Source organism: Bacillus sp. GW821-FHT11D08 (genome assembly GCF_058808515.1).
This window is the reverse complement of sequence record NZ_JBXARS010000001.1, coordinates 228,215-241,879: the sequence shown is the minus strand read 5'-3', so window position 1 is coordinate 241,879 and position 13,665 is coordinate 228,215. Positions and strand designations below refer to the sequence as shown.

At 44.5% G+C, this 13,665-nt stretch carries 15 protein-coding genes; 2 read left to right on the top strand and 13 right to left on the bottom strand.

The features are described 5' to 3' along the window. Positions 1–10 precede the first annotated feature (10 nt). The 10 genes from flgK to degS all read right to left on the bottom strand — a co-directional run bounded on the left by flgK (position 11) and on the right by degS (position 8,276). Positions 11–1,528 (bottom strand): flagellar hook-associated protein FlgK, encoded by a 1,518-nt coding sequence (gene flgK / locus AC1RRX_RS01245; RefSeq protein ID WP_039063717.1) that lies wholly within the window; start codon positions 1,526–1,528, stop codon positions 11–13. Between the two features lie 15 nt (positions 1,529–1,543). Further along, positions 1,544–2,026, bottom strand: coding sequence for a flagellar protein FlgN (locus tag AC1RRX_RS01240; RefSeq protein ID WP_003151394.1), 483 nt, complete (start codon positions 2,024–2,026; stop codon positions 1,544–1,546). A gap of 14 nt (positions 2,027–2,040) precedes the next feature. Continuing rightward, positions 2,041–2,307 (bottom strand): flagellar biosynthesis anti-sigma factor FlgM, encoded by a 267-nt coding sequence (flgM, locus tag AC1RRX_RS01235; RefSeq protein WP_003151393.1) that lies wholly within the window; start codon positions 2,305–2,307, stop codon positions 2,041–2,043. 69 nt (positions 2,308–2,376) lie between these two features. Beyond that, positions 2,377–2,796, bottom strand: coding sequence for a TIGR03826 family flagellar region protein (locus tag AC1RRX_RS01230; RefSeq protein WP_025285352.1), 420 nt, complete (start codon positions 2,794–2,796; stop codon positions 2,377–2,379). Between the two features lie 73 nt (positions 2,797–2,869). After that, positions 2,870–3,559 carry a phosphoribosyltransferase family protein gene (locus tag AC1RRX_RS01225; protein WP_198161198.1) on the bottom strand — a complete coding sequence of 230 codons (690 nt, stop codon included), beginning with the start codon at positions 3,557–3,559 and terminating at the stop codon, positions 2,870–2,872. Between the two features lie 5 nt (positions 3,560–3,564). Beyond that, complete coding sequence (gene comFB / locus AC1RRX_RS01220; protein WP_007407481.1) at positions 3,565–3,849, bottom strand: late competence protein ComFB; 285 nt, start codon at positions 3,847–3,849, stop codon at positions 3,565–3,567. Positions 3,850–3,906: 57 nt separating this feature from the next. Continuing rightward, positions 3,907–5,292 carry an ATP-dependent helicase ComFA gene (locus tag AC1RRX_RS01215; RefSeq protein ID WP_136803264.1) on the bottom strand — a complete coding sequence of 462 codons (1,386 nt, stop codon included), beginning with the start codon at positions 5,290–5,292 and terminating at the stop codon, positions 3,907–3,909. A 108-nt stretch (positions 5,293–5,400) separates the two neighbouring features. Beyond that, positions 5,401–6,249: a DegV family protein gene (locus tag AC1RRX_RS01210; RefSeq protein WP_007407483.1), complete on the bottom strand. Its 849-nt coding sequence runs from the start codon at positions 6,247–6,249 to the stop codon at positions 5,401–5,403. 97 nt (positions 6,250–6,346) lie between these two features. Further along, entirely contained in the window at positions 6,347–7,036 is a 690-nt protein-coding gene (degU, locus tag AC1RRX_RS01205; protein WP_003219701.1) for a two-component system response regulator DegU, read from the bottom strand. Positions 7,037–7,112: 76 nt separating this feature from the next. After that, positions 7,113–8,276, bottom strand: a complete 1,164-nt coding sequence (gene degS / locus AC1RRX_RS01200) for a two-component sensor histidine kinase DegS (protein WP_007407484.1) — start codon at positions 8,274–8,276, stop codon at positions 7,113–7,115. A gap of 222 nt (positions 8,277–8,498) precedes the next feature. Here degS and AC1RRX_RS01195 point away from each other — a divergent pair, with 222 nt between their 5' ends. Both AC1RRX_RS01195 and AC1RRX_RS01190 read left to right on the top strand, forming a co-directional pair. Continuing rightward, on the top strand, positions 8,499–9,146 hold the full coding sequence (locus AC1RRX_RS01195; RefSeq protein WP_007614107.1) for a YigZ family protein: 648 nt from the start codon (positions 8,499–8,501) through the stop codon (positions 9,144–9,146). Positions 9,147–9,150: 4 nt separating this feature from the next. After that, a complete protein-coding gene (locus tag AC1RRX_RS01190) occupies positions 9,151–10,371 on the top strand; it encodes an LCP family protein (RefSeq protein ID WP_020956419.1) in 1,221 nt (406 codons plus the stop codon). A gap of 106 nt (positions 10,372–10,477) precedes the next feature. On the opposite strand, the gene AC1RRX_RS01185 is transcribed toward AC1RRX_RS01190, so the two are convergent. The 3 genes from AC1RRX_RS01185 to tuaG form a co-directional block, all read right to left on the bottom strand. Further along, entirely contained in the window at positions 10,478–11,554 is a 1,077-nt protein-coding gene (locus tag AC1RRX_RS01185; protein WP_003151382.1) for a glycosyltransferase family 4 protein, read from the bottom strand. A 132-nt stretch (positions 11,555–11,686) separates the two neighbouring features. Next, positions 11,687–12,883 carry a teichuronic acid biosynthesis protein TuaH gene (gene tuaH, locus AC1RRX_RS01180; protein ID WP_042635532.1) on the bottom strand — a complete coding sequence of 399 codons (1,197 nt, stop codon included), beginning with the start codon at positions 12,881–12,883 and terminating at the stop codon, positions 11,687–11,689. Positions 12,884–12,902: 19 nt separating this feature from the next. Further along, a complete protein-coding gene (tuaG, locus tag AC1RRX_RS01175) occupies positions 12,903–13,661 on the bottom strand; it encodes a teichuronic acid biosynthesis protein TuaG (protein ID WP_003151380.1) in 759 nt (252 codons plus the stop codon). Positions 13,662–13,665: the final 4 nt, after the last annotated feature.

Sequence of the window (13,665 nt, the reverse complement as noted above, 5' to 3'; positions counted from 1 at the left end):
TACTTATCTCCTATCTTCCTCCGGTGCCCATACCGTTAATAATTTTATCGAATATTTCATCCTGCATCGTTATGATCCGCGCAGCCGCATTATAAGCGTGCTGAAACTGAATCATATTTGTCATTTCTTCATCTAAAGACACTGCACTGACAGATTGTCTCCGTTCATCGGCTGAAAGGGTGTTGCTTTCAGAGTTGTTCATAAGATTGGCCGCTTTTTGTGAATTAACGCCCAGCTTTCCGATAAGGGATTCATAAAAGTCATTAATTGTAGTGGTTTCACCGTTAATAGTCAGCTTGCTGTTCTGTACGGCTGCAAGATTTGTCGCGTTTGTGCCGTCACTTTTTTCTCCGTTTAACGACGCTGCGATATTATCAGTAGACGCAAGGATTTTGTCACTGACTTTTATTTTCGCTGCCGCACCTTTTGCCGGCACCGCTTCACCACCGCTGAAATCAAAAAATGCTGCACCCTGTTCGCCTGTATAGGTCTTCCCTTTTTCATGAACTGCATTAAACGCGTCAGCAAAGGACAGCGCCATATTGTCAAGAGCCGTCAGCATTTCAGGATAAAGACCTTTTTCTTCTCCATTTGACATATAGCCGTATGATTCAATAAGACCTAAGAGTGAGCCTTTTCCGGTAAATGCATCCGCATTGACCGTATTGCTGCCGACTGACACACTCGACACGAGGCCGCTGTCCTTATCGTAGTTGATTTTCATTTCTGAAACTGTTTTTGTGTTACCGTCGAGCAGCGTACCGAGAGAATTGTTGTTTCCGTTCAGCAATTCGACGTTAACCGTGCCCTCAGCAGTCGCCAAGGCATGTCCGCCCGACTTATTATATGAAACTTTAATGTTTGCCATAGAAGATAATTGATCAATCAATCTGTCTCTTTGGTCATACAAATCATTAGGGAGCATACCGCTCGGCTCAACTGCCGCTATTTGATTGTTAAGGTCATTCAGCTGATTGAGAACGGAATTGACCTGATCCGCTGTGTTATCCAGGTTCTTTTTAATATCACCCTGAATGTTAGTCAAAGAGGTAGATATATAGTTAAAACTTTCGGCAAGAGATTTCCCCTGCTCCTGCAAAACTGAGCGCGCTCCCGTATTTTCCGGATTCGTCGCCAGATCCTGAAGGGCATTCCAAAACGAACTGAGCGATCCGTTTAATCCGTTATCGTCAAGCTCTTTCATGACGCCTTCCATTTGCGACAATGAATTGGAACGGGCTGTATAGTACCCTAATTTTGTATTTTCAGTTCTGTACTGATAGTCTAAAAAACTGTCTCTGACGCGCTCAACTGAACCGGCTTTTACTCCTGTTCCGATTTGGCCGGCCGTCAGATCACTGTTTTTTGATACTGCGGGATAAGGGCTCGTCGATTGTAATGTGACGCGTTGCCTCGTGTATCCTTCTGTATTTGCATTTGCAACGTTATTTGAAACTGTGCTCAATGCAGTCTGCTGCGCACTCAATGCACGCCTTGCTGTTTCCAGCCCCATAAAAGTCGATGGCATTGAAAATCCTCCGTTCTAAGCTTTTGAATCGAATAATGTCAAACGGCTGACAGGCTTGCGCGCCGCTTGCGGCTCTTTATAATTCATATTCTCTTTTTCACCCGGCATGATCATATCGAATGCCCCGGAGATGAATTGTAAAGCCTGAATCGTGAGCTGTTTGTTCATCTCATTCACTTCTTTCAGACGGTCAAGAAGCGCAGACAAAGAGTGAAATAACCCTTCAAGCTCCTGTTTTTCACTGCCTGAAGTTCTGGAGATGCATGCAGCAATTGTATTGTCCTCACCGCGGCTGAGAAACTGAGAAGTTAACCTGATTCGTTCTTCCTCAGTCTGCCCGATTGCCTGAATATACTTTTGCTCTTTGGTCAATATGTTGGAGAGCTCTTTTGTTTTACCTGCTTTCAGCGCTTCCGTTTTCTCCTCAGACAGCGTGAGCAGATGTTCATGCAGTGCGCAAAGTCGCTTCAGTTGATCAATAATTGGCTTTGCTGACATTGGCTTTCTCCTTTTTATTGCTTTTTATAGAAATTTACTATATTTTCAGCGATGCTGTTTGAATCTATTTTATATGTTCCGCTCTCTATATCCGCTTTAAGCTGAGCGATTTTTTCCTGTCGTGTTTTAGTGACCGCATCTGACGCATTTTGAAGCTCTTTTGCATGAGAAGAAATTTCCACTTTGTCCTTCGGCTTTGCAGCCTCTTTTTGTACGGCTTGCTTTTCGTAATTTTTTTGGTATGGATTAACGGATTGTGTTCCGTACTGATTGATTTTCATAGGATTCCTCTCGCTTTCTGTTCGCAGTCTAATTCTTTTATCGACTGCGTTATCAGTTAGTTTAGGGAATCAGGTGTTTTTGGTATTATAGGCATAGTATGTGTCTTTTGTACTGTTTTTATCTTCGAATTCAGCGGCTGTTTTTTGGTTCATATGGTCTAATTGCGACTCAATATCTGTCTGACAGGACTTGCAAAATTTCCCCGTCCTGATTGGATTTCCGCACCTTTCGCAAGGATATGCCAAATTCGGAAGCTGGCTGATCTGAATCCTTTTTTGTTTGATAAACTTGAGGATCAGCTCTTCATCCACACCTGTTTCCTCAGTGATCTGCTGCATCGTCGACTGTCTGTTGATCTGCTTTCTCAAAAATTTATAGACGGTTTCAAATGCTTTTTCTTCTTCTTTAATACATGCCTGGCACACGGTCTGCAGGTTCGTTTTAAAAAATAAAGCATTGCATTTTGGACAATTCGCCAATTCACCCATCGTATTAACTCCTATTCCTTCTTTAATCTGCCTTATATTTCTATCAATTATATCGGCAGAAAAAAAGAATGATTTAGCTCCTGATTAAAGTAAAAGAGGAGACCGATGACGCTTTGCCCGCTGTCAGCAGGACTTCGGCGGCTTGGTGAAGTGTGGCGCCCGTCGTATAAATATCATCTATTAAAATGACGTTCATACCTTCGGCGGAGTTTTCGGCTGCTGAAAACTTTTTTTCTGCAGACAGCCTATCTGTTTTGCTCTTTTTGGATTGTTTTTCGTTGTTCAGTCGGATGAGGGGGGAAATGACAGGCATTCCGAGCAGAGAGGCCAGCAGCTCGGATTGATTGAATCCGCGTTCCGCCAGCCGTTCGCCGCTCAGCGGAATAGGGATGAGAGTATGTGTATTTGATGGATATGCCGCTTTAAAGCCGGCAGCAAAGTCACGTTCAAATGCTTGAATGATTTTTGCATCACCCCTGAATTTAAAACGGGCCAATGAGTCCTTCATCGCATCATTATATAAATATACCGAACGGTTTTGCCGCAGCAAAAAGCGCTTTTCCGTTTTTGATTCCCGGGCCGCACAATCAGCGCATTTTTCATTTGACTCCTGAGGCCTCCCGCATATACTGCATACGGGGCCTTCAATTTTTTCGAATTGGCTGCTGCATATGCTGCATACCTCTTGCTCGGGCGCCAGAGAAAATAGAGATCTCCAAGTCAATGAACTTGAAATTGGTGAGTCACACAATAAACAATTCAGAGATATTACGCTCCTTCCCGAGTTTCACAGAACTCGCTTGGATTAACCGAAACAATCGCCGCTGATTCAGCCAGAATGACAAGCAGCGCCGTATTTTTCTGTTTATCAACTATCTCTGCTTTTGCATAAGCAACTTTCTTTTTATCTGTAACATATGCCGGTTCAGCCCGGTTAAGTGAAAGTGCCAGTACATCATTTTTGCATACCCGGCATGTGCATTTCATATGAAGCTGAGACATATGGCGGTCGAGAAGTTCCTTTAATACGATTTCTTTTGAATTGACAAGCATGCTGACAGCTCCTCATAGGAAAGTATGAGTATACTGTATCATGTTTTCTGAAATTAACTAGTCCAACAATTTACTTTTTTGTGCCAATTTGTTCATATGTTCTATATGTTTTTTTGCTTTTTTCATTCCGTTTGTCATTCCGAAATGAAACATGACGACATCACCGCTGAAATGTTTATAATGCCTTCCCGTTCTGCCTGCGATCTGTACGAGCGCGCTCTCAGTAAAGATAGGTGCTTCTGCGCCGAGGACACATGTCTGAACTTTGGGCACGGTAACCCCTCTTTCTAAAATCGTAGTCGTTACCAGCAGGTCAAGCCGGCCGTTTCTGAACCGTTTCACTTTATCCTTTCTGAATGTGTCTTCCGCATGTACGCCTTCTGCCCGTATGTTTAATTTCTGAAAATAATCCGTTGTCTTTTTCAATACATGTACAGACGGAACGAATAAGAAAACCGGCAGCTGTGATTGAAGTTTTTGGCGGACCCAATCCGTTACAGAGCGCGGCAGTTTTCCTTTCTGAAGCTTCTTCTTCCAATTGCCGCACCACAAAAAACGCGGCTCCGGGAGGGGTTTCCGATGATATCTGGCCGGTATGCGGACGCTTTTCAGCAAACCGGCTTCAGCCTTCTTTTTTAATGTGTCTGAAGGAGTTGCCGTTACATAAACAAGGGCGCTGTTTTTCTTCCTCGCTTTATCAACAGCGAATCTTAATGTCTCATCGGCTGAAAAAGGAAACGCATCTACTTCATCTATTATCATGACATCAAAAATGTCTCGGTAGCGCATCAGCTGGTGAGCGGTTGAAATCATTAACGGAGTCAGACGGCCTTTGTCCTCGCTGCCGCCGTACCAAGCAGAAACTTCGACTTTCTCAAATGCTTTTTTCAGTCTCGGCAGCAGTTCAAGTACGACATCTGTACGCGGAGTCGCGACACAGACGCGCAAACCGTGATTCAGCGCAAACTCGATACCCGGAAACAGCATCTCTGTTTTCCCCGATCCGCAAACCGCCCATACTAACAGCTCTTGTCTCTCTTTTATCGCATCTGTAAGCGCGGCGGCCGCCCGCTTCTGTCCGTCTGTCAGTGTTCCTTCCCAAGAAAGCTTTACAGGCTCCCAGCTGTTTTCAGGGGTTTGATTCCAAGAATATAATGATGTCAGTTCATCAGCCCTTCCCATCATGACACAGGCACGGCAATAGGTAATCTGCCTTTTGGCAGAGGGCGCCCAAAATGCCGCAAAGCAGGCTTGATCAGACTGACCGCATCGTTGGCAGACGTAACGATTTTTCCGGCGGATGATTGACGGCTCGGCCGTTATATATTCTTTTTCTGTAAAACGCTTAATGCGCTGGTCTGAAAACGGTATCTCAGATCTCAATAAATGCCGGCCGTAAAAGAAATCCCGCACCTCTGAAAATTCTGAAGCACCTTCGGACATCTCCCTGCCTCCTTTCTGCTCAAAGTATGCCTTGTCGGGAACCCACTTGTCGAATTGCGAAAATTAAAAAATAAAAAAATCTCCGCCCTTGAAAACGGAGATTTTCACTTAGTTTTTAAAGCACCAGCCGATTCCGATGGCGCCTTCGCCCAAATGGGTTCCGATCACGGCACCGAAATAGCTGTTATAGAATTCGACATGAGGATATTTACCGCTTAACTCCTGTATAATAGCCGCCGCTTCTTCTTCCCTGTTTGCATGGATGACAGCGGCCCGCATCGGGATTCCTTTACTTGCATCCTCCCCAAACAGCTCAAAAATTCTCGAAATCGCTTTTTTGCGTGTCCGAATCTTCTCAAAAGGAACAATTACCTTATTGTCAAAATGAAGAATAGGCTTTACCTTTAACAGACCGCCGATAAAAGCCTGAGCACTGCTTAGACGCCCGCCCCGCTGGAGGTGTGATAAATCGTCCACCATAAAATACGCACGGACTGTTTTTTTCATTTCTTCCAGCTCTTTTATAATCTCTTCCGGTGAGTCAACACCGTCTTTAATGAGCTGTGCTGCCTTTAACGCATAAAACCCTTGTGCCAAACAGCTGATCTCTGAATCAAAGGGATAAACTTTAATATGATCAACCATAGTGTTTGCCGAGGCGGCGCTGTTATATGTTCCGCTGATTCCGCTGGACAAATGTATGCTTATGACTGCATCATATGTTTTGCCCAGTTCTTCGTACAATGCGATTAATTCACCGAAAGAAGGCTGAGACGTAGTCGGCAGCTCATCATGATTTTTTACTTCTTTATAAAAACTTCTCCAGTCGAGTTCTGTTTCTTCGCGGAATGTTTTTTCACCGAAAACCACTTGGAGAGGGATCATATGAATATGATGTTCTTCTCTCATCTCTTTCGGAATATATGCTGTACTGTCTGTTACAACTGCAATCTTCATCACTTTACCTGCCTTATTAAGTACTTAATAAGTATTTTAATAGATATGCAGCTGTAAAAAAAGACTTGCCATAACAGGCAAGTCTTCTCACACATGGCTAACGCATCTCTACCCAGCCGTTTTTAATGGCCACGACAACGGCTTGTGTCCGGTCATTAACGTTCATTTTCTGCAAAATATTACTCACGTGGTTTTTCACTGTTTTCTCACTGATAAACAATGATTCACCGATTCCGCGGTTGCTTTTTCCGTCTGCAAGCATTTGCAGCACTTCACATTCCCGTCTCGTTAATATATGTAATGGTCTCCGGATTTCCGGGTAAACCTCATGCTGAGGATGAGCAGAAACTCCACTTGTCGCAAGACGGCGGAATTCGTTGACAAGATTGTGGGTTACTTTCGGGTGAAGGTAAGAACCGCCCTCGGCTACCACTTTCACTGCTTCGATTAAAGTATCTGCGTCCATCTCTTTCAGGAGATAGCCTCTTGCACCTGTTTTTAAAGCATGAGTCACATAGTTTTCATCATCATGGATGGAGAGGATAATCACCTTAGATTCAGGGTACAGCTCAACAAGCTGTTTAGTAGCCTCTACTCCATTTACATTCGGCATATTGATGTCCATTATGACAACATCGGGATGATAATGCTCGACGATTCGAGCCGCCTCATCTCCATCGTCACCTTCTGCTACCACTTCAAAGGTAGGTTCAAAATCCAATATTCTTTTTACACCCTCACGGAATAGTTGATGGTCGTCGATAATAACAATATTTACTTTAGTCACACGCTACGCCTCCTTATCCTATTGTTCTATATACGCCGCTGTTCGGTCAATATGTCTTTTGGCTCTATTTAACAAATTATAGGCCGAGAGATAACGGAACCTTAATCATGATAAATGTCCCAAGACCTATTTTAGAGTCTATCGTTATCGTTCCTTCAAGCAGATCTACTCTTTCTTTCATTCCCAGCAAGCCGAATGATTTGTTTTTCTTTTGTTTAGCATCCTTAATATCAAAGCCTTTTCCGTTGTCCTTAATGATGAGAACGACAAAATCAGCGGTTACTTCCACTTTTACTGTAATTTCCTCTGATTCTGAATGCTTGAGTGCATTTGTGACGGCTTCCTGAGCGAGACGGAAAAGCGCCACTTCAAATTGCGGGGCAAGCCTTTGGTTCTCTGTGTCTCCGATACACTGAAAATGTATTTTCACCTTTCCGTTGTATTCTTCAGTTGTATAAAGATATTTTCTCAGTGTCGGAATCAGCCCGAGATCGTCCAATGCCATCGGTCTTAAATCATATATAATCCTTCTGACTTCGTAAAGGGCATTCCGCACATTCTGCCGCAGATTTCTGATTTCCTGAAATCCGTCCTCCGTGCCGCGGTCGCGGAAGATCCGTTCAATTAATTCCGATCTCATCATGACATTTGCCAGCATTTGCGCGGGACCGTCATGAATTTCTCTGGAAACTCTTTTTCTTTCTTCCTCTTGGGCTTCAATGATTCTTAAACCGAAATCTTGTTTAGCCTGCGCATCGGCAAGAAGAAGCCCTACTTGGCGAAGGTCTTGATTCAGGTAATTCAGAACGACGGTTATTTGGCTGACCAAAGATTCTGACCGTTCAATGATTTCCTGAAGCCCCAAAAGCCGGCGTTCTAAATCATCTCTGCGCTCCCGCAGCTGCTTTTCACGCTGTTGGATCATCGTCAGTTCCACTTGAAGTTTGTGCGCCTTTTCATAGGCGTTGCGAATTTCTTCTTCGCTGAACTTATGGAAATTTCTGCTTACTTCAGACAAGCGGTTTCGTGCGTGCCGCGTATGAACTTCAAGTTTGTCGCCCAGCTCAATGACTTCGTAGACCTGCTGTTTGATCTGTTTGAGTTCTTCAACCAGCTGCTCATATTGCTGGCGCGACTGCTCTCCGATTTGAAAAACCTCGTCCTTGCTCCCGTCCACGGTTTTCAGCATTTTCATAAGTATAGAATCCAAAACTTTGGAGTCCATCTTCGATTTATTCATCTGTCTCCCTCCGTAACGGTGTTGTTATGTATTTTTATTATAAATGTAATTGAACTGCAATTTATGTCGAATTATAATGAAAGAATGCGTATATTCTAGAAAAAAACATTTTTATATAGTATCTTACTCTTTCATGATACCAAAATATGCGCAAAAATTCTAAAGTCTGTTCGAATTTGTAGAAACAAGTCTTTTAATGCTTGTCAGGAGGGTCCAGCAATCATGCTGCACAGCTATTTAACAGTTAAAGAAACGGGTGAACATGAGATTGTGATTGAAAAATCGCGTTTTATCTGTCACCTGAGCCGTGCTGCTTCTGAAGAGGAAGCGCAGGAATTTATACAAAAGATAAAAAAACAGCACTGGAATGCGACTCATAACTGCTCAGCTTATCTGATCGGCGAAACCGACCATATACAAAAGGCGAATGATGACGGAGAACCAAGCGGCACAGCCGGCGTCCCCATGCTGGAAGTGCTGAAAAAACGCGGTCTGAAAGATACCTGCGCGGTGGTTACCCGGTATTTCGGCGGAATAAAGCTCGGTGCAGGCGGATTGATTCGTGCATATGGGAAGTCAGTGTCTGAAGGCTTAAATCATATAGGAGTTACGGAGCGGAAGCTGATGCGGATTATGCATACATCAGCGGATTATACGTGGCTCGGCAAGATAGAGAACGAACTGAGAGAATCAGTTTTTTTACTGAAAGATATCCATTATGCGGATCATGTCGAATTTGAAACGTACGTTGAAGAAAAAGACAAAGACGAGTTTATAAAATGGATGACAGAGCTGACGAACGGCAAGAGTAAGAATACAGAGGGAGAACTGACGTATTTAGAAACAGACGTCAGCCCTAAAGGAGACTAATGTAATGGCTGAACGTGTAAGAGTGCGTGTTCGAAAGAAAAAGAAAAGCAAACGAAAGATCATATTCAAACGGATTTTGCTGCTGCTTACCCTCGTTTTGTTAGTCGCTGCCGGGTTTGGCGGATACAAAGTATACAAAACGATCAATGCGGCAGATAATGCATATGATGCCCTTTCCCGCGGAGACAAATCAAAACTTCGGGATAAAGTCATCGATATGAAGAAAAAACCGTTCTCCATTTTGTTTATGGGGATCGAAAATTATGCCACAAGCGGAAAAGGCGGACGATCAGACTCTCTTATTGTCGTTACCCTTGATCCGAGAAATAAAACAATGAAAATGCTGAGTATTCCGCGTGATACGCGGGTGACGCTTGCCGGCGATACAACCGGTAAAAAATCAAAAATCAATGCGGCTTTTGCTAAAGGCGGGGCGGATGAAACCGTCTCAACCGTCGAAGACTTATTAGGCATACCGATTGATAAGTATGTCACTGTCGATTTTAACGGCTTTAAGGATGTTATTGATGAAGTCGGCGGAGTCAATGTAAAAGTGCCTTTTGACTTCGACGAGATGAGTGACGTCAGTAAAAAGAAACGGATCTACTTCAAGAAAGGAAACATGCATTTGAACGGTGAGCAGGCTCTGGCTTACGCACGCATGAGAAAGCAGGATAAACGCGGAGACTTCGGCCGTAATGACCGCCAAAAGCAAATCCTAAATGCACTGATCGACCAAATGTCTAAGGCTGGAAATATTGCTAAAATCGATAAAATCGCTGAAACAGCAAGCAAAAATGTACAAACGAATATCCGAATCACTGAAGGACTCGCCCTTCAGCAGATTTATAACGGCTTTACCAGCAAAAAGATTGATACACTGACCATAACAGGATCAGATTTATATTTAGGCGGCGGCGGAACCGCGTCTACGGGCGGAACGTATTATTTCCAGCCCGATCCGACCAATCTCGAAAAAGTACGGCAGGAATTGCAGAAACACCTGGACTACCCGTCCGGAAGCAGCACGGCGTCCGATCCTGCTTCTGACAGCACCGGAACGGACAGTACGACTGATTCGACTTCCGACAGCACAGGAACAGGCGGTACGGCTGATTCAACTTCCGGCAGCACAGGAACAAGCGGCACAACCGATTCAACCAACGGTACTGCTGGTGCAAACGGTACGGACAGCACACAGTCCGGCGGCACAACAGGCTATTAAGAGTAAACCCGATCCTTTGAGCAGGATCGGGTTTTTTTATATAATAAGAGAATAGCAGAATAGCAGAATCCACAAAAAAGCAGACCATTCGCATGATCTGCTCTTTTTAATTTTTCTTTACCAATCTCTTGTAAAACTTGGTAAATGGTTTAAATTGTTCATTTACTAACCCTGTGACCTCTGCTATGATTTGCATAAATACAATCAATACAAAAATAATAAACAGCGAAAGCCATATGGTCGCGCTTTTCAGCAGGATGGCACTGACGCTGAAAATAAAGCCGATTAAATAAATGATAATGACAGCCGTGCGGTGTGACAGCCCGAAGGCCATCAGCCGGTGGTGTATATGTGACTTATCAGGCGCTGAGATCGGCTGTTTGTTTAAAATCCGCCTGATGACGGCGAATGTCGTATCAAAAATCGGCACGCCCAAAATGATGATCGGAATGATGATACTGAATAATGTAACACTTTTATAAAGACCTAATAATGAGAGTACTGAGATGACGTATCCGAGAAAGAGCGATCCGGTATCTCCCATAAATATCTTTGCCGGATGAAAATTATAAAATAAAAATCCGAGTGTGCTTCCTATCACGACAAGTGAAAGTGACAGAATAAGGATTTTCCCTCCGGATAACGCCATAACGGCGATAGTGGAGAGTCCGATGACCGACAGGCCGGCAGCGAGTCCGTCCAAACCGTCAATCAGGTTCATCGCGTTCGTAATACCGACGATCCATAACACAGTCAGCGGGTAAGCGACCCATCCCAATTCTAAACGTTCCGTTAAAAACGGTACGGAGAAAAAGTCCATTTTCAGTCCCGTGCTCACAATCATAATGGCCACGGCCAGCTGGACGAAAAACTTTACCTTTGCGCTTAATTGGTATTTATCATCAAGGATTCCTAAAATAACAATAATAAACGCACCCACTGTAATGGCGGTCATTTTCGTTTCATTATATATGCCGGCCGCGAGAACACCCGCCGCTACGCCGATAAAGATGGCCAGGCCGCCCATACGGGGCATTATTTTATCATGTACTTTTCGGTTGCTGGGCTGGTCAACTGCACCTATTTTGATCGCAATTTTTTTTACGATAGGAGTTAGGATTAAAACCGTTAGCAGAGAGACAAAAAACGCAACAACTATGCGAAACATGCGTTCGTCAAGCATAAAGAAGTCTCCTTTGGAATTATATGAAGTCTTTTCTGATATTGAACCGTTCCTTCCATTATAATTCTTACTAGTTATTATAACAAGCATCATCAAAAAGAAACACGCAAATCAAAAAATGCGCTTTCCCTTTTAATGGGATTGCGCATTTTTCAATATACCCGTGCATTCGAGCATTCGGCCGAATAAAACATTCCAATCCCGTCTCCGGGCCAATTCACGGCGCAAAGCCTCATATGATCCGCTGCGGTCCGCTGCCAGAAGCGCGTCGCAGGCCGCGATGAAATCTGCGGGGTCACTGCCTTCAACGTATTCATAGACGAAAGGCCTTTTGATTTTTGACGTAGAAGAAAGGTTGCAGCCGACAACCGGTTTGCCGGCGGCTAAAAATTCAAAAAGCTTAAGCGGAAATACCGCGTCATTATAAGGTGAATTTTTATACGGCATGATGCCGATGTCGACAAGCTGCATATAGGACGGCACTTCATTCGGCGCGGCAGGTCCCGTCCAGATGACATTCGGACGCTCCAGAAGCGACTTGAAATCCGGATCGTCCTGAGCCGTGTTCGGGCCTACCAATAAAATCGTCCAGTCAGGCCTCACATCTGCCGTTTCCGCCATAAGCGCAAAATCGAGCTTCGGTTTGATTCCGCCGATAAAACCGAGAACCGTTCCGTTCCGTCCCCGTAAAATGTCTTCATCCGGCTGTTTATTTTCCCGTGAAAACAGGTCATATTCCACTCCGTTTTCAATGGTGAACACTTTCTGGTGCGGATTCTCCAGCTTTTTTCCGACCTCCCGGTGCAGACAGTCAGATGTACACGTAATGGAATCGGCACGCTGAATGATTCTCATTTCCGCCTGTTTAATGATGTTTCTTCTAACATTTGACAGCACCCCGGATCGGCCGCTGATCGGAGCGGCCCATAGATCACTGCAATCATAAATCACTTCATCCCAAGGAAACAGATCTGCCAGAAGCGGAAAACCGGGGAAGGTGTACCATAAGCAGCAGCGGGCCCCTTCTCCTTCTTCCTTCAGCATGTTCACCAATGGTGAAAGCTTATGCCTGTAGCACATGTCTGTATACCTGCCGAAGCGGAAAGCTTTTTGCCGCATGAGATCCTTTACAGTGAACTGCCGGATTCCCTCGGCGATCCCGGCCATCTGACCATCATTGGCTCGCGGAGACGGGCATACCCAAATGACGCTTTTCGTTTCTTTTTGCCGGGCGAGAAATTCAGCCAGCCGGTGCCGTCTGTATCTCAGCCGGTCATGCCCCCATTCCGCCGCTCCGACGATTACGTGAATAATCGGTTCCACCTTCATCACCCAGCTCCTCTGACGCCTACAGTCTTTTCAAGACCGCGTTTTTTGCATATTGCATAAAACACCACGAAGCCTTGATAAAATGCAGGCGCTCAATTTCTCTATAAACAAACCACGTTTTTTTTGCGGCTTTCCACTTGTTACTTGAAATCGAATTCTGCACAAGCCTGTATTCTGAAAGGCACTCATTCAGGCCGTAAGCCGTAAATCCCCTTTTCAGCAGGGAAAGCCATGTCGCTAAATCCTGCCGCGTTCTGATATCAGGCATTTGAATCTGCCCCGTCTGCTCTCTGTCAATCATGACCGTTAAACATCCGATAATCGTGTTTTTTAAAGCTTCATCATATGACAGGCTTTCAGGGGCTTGAATCGTTTTGTCCGTCGGCGTTCCGTCCTGCTCCATGACGCTGTAGCCCGTAAATGAAAAAGCGCAGGACCGCTCTGCCATAAACGCAAGCTGTTTTTGAAGCTTTTCCTTTTTCCATCTGTCATCGCTGTCCAGAAATGCGACATAACGGCCCTTGGCATGTTTAAGGGCTGTATTTCTGGCAGCCGCGGCTCCCCCGTTTTTATCTAAATAAACGACGCGGATCCGCTCATCCTTTTGTTCATATTGCCGTAAAATATCTCTCGTTCCGTCCGTTGAACAATCATCCGCGATAATCATTTCCCAATGCGGGTGGCTTTGATGTAAAACGGACTGAATCGTGTCTTCGATATATTCACTTGCATTATAAGACGGTGTAATGACAGATACGAAAGGTTTCCAGTTTGTCATGGTC

Excerpts from the sequence above, each read along its gene's own strand:
- degS (WP_007407484.1), bottom strand. The coding sequence starts at position 8,276 with ATGAATAAATCGAAGATGGACTCCAAAGTTTTGGATTCTATACTTATG.
- AC1RRX_RS01240 (WP_003151394.1), bottom strand. The coding sequence starts at position 2,026 with ATGTCAGCAAAGCCAATTATTGATCAACTGAAGCGACTTTGCGCACTG.
- comFB (WP_007407481.1), bottom strand. The coding sequence starts at position 3,849 with ATGCTTGTCAATTCAAAAGAAATCGTATTAAAGGAACTTCTCGACCGC.
- AC1RRX_RS01210 (WP_007407483.1), bottom strand. The coding sequence starts at position 6,249 with ATGAAGATTGCAGTTGTAACAGACAGTACAGCATATATTCCGAAAGAG.
- AC1RRX_RS01230 (WP_025285352.1), bottom strand. The coding sequence starts at position 2,796 with ATGGGTGAATTGGCGAATTGTCCAAAATGCAATGCTTTATTTTTTAAA.
- AC1RRX_RS01215 (WP_136803264.1), bottom strand. The coding sequence starts at position 5,292 with ATGTCCGAAGGTGCTTCAGAATTTTCAGAGGTGCGGGATTTCTTTTAC.
- tuaG (WP_003151380.1), bottom strand. The coding sequence starts at position 13,661 with ATGACAAACTGGAAACCTTTCGTATCTGTCATTACACCGTCTTATAAT.
- AC1RRX_RS01195 (WP_007614107.1), top strand. The coding sequence starts at position 8,499 with ATGCTGCACAGCTATTTAACAGTTAAAGAAACGGGTGAACATGAGATT.
- flgK (WP_039063717.1), bottom strand. The coding sequence starts at position 1,528 with ATGCCATCGACTTTTATGGGGCTGGAAACAGCAAGGCGTGCATTGAGT.
- tuaH (WP_042635532.1), bottom strand. The coding sequence starts at position 12,883 with ATGAAGGTGGAACCGATTATTCACGTAATCGTCGGAGCGGCGGAATGG.
- AC1RRX_RS01190 (WP_020956419.1), top strand. The coding sequence starts at position 9,151 with ATGGCTGAACGTGTAAGAGTGCGTGTTCGAAAGAAAAAGAAAAGCAAA.
- flgM (WP_003151393.1), bottom strand. The coding sequence starts at position 2,307 with ATGAAAATCAATCAGTACGGAACACAATCCGTTAATCCATACCAAAAA.
- AC1RRX_RS01185 (WP_003151382.1), bottom strand. The coding sequence starts at position 11,554 with ATGCTTGACGAACGCATGTTTCGCATAGTTGTTGCGTTTTTTGTCTCT.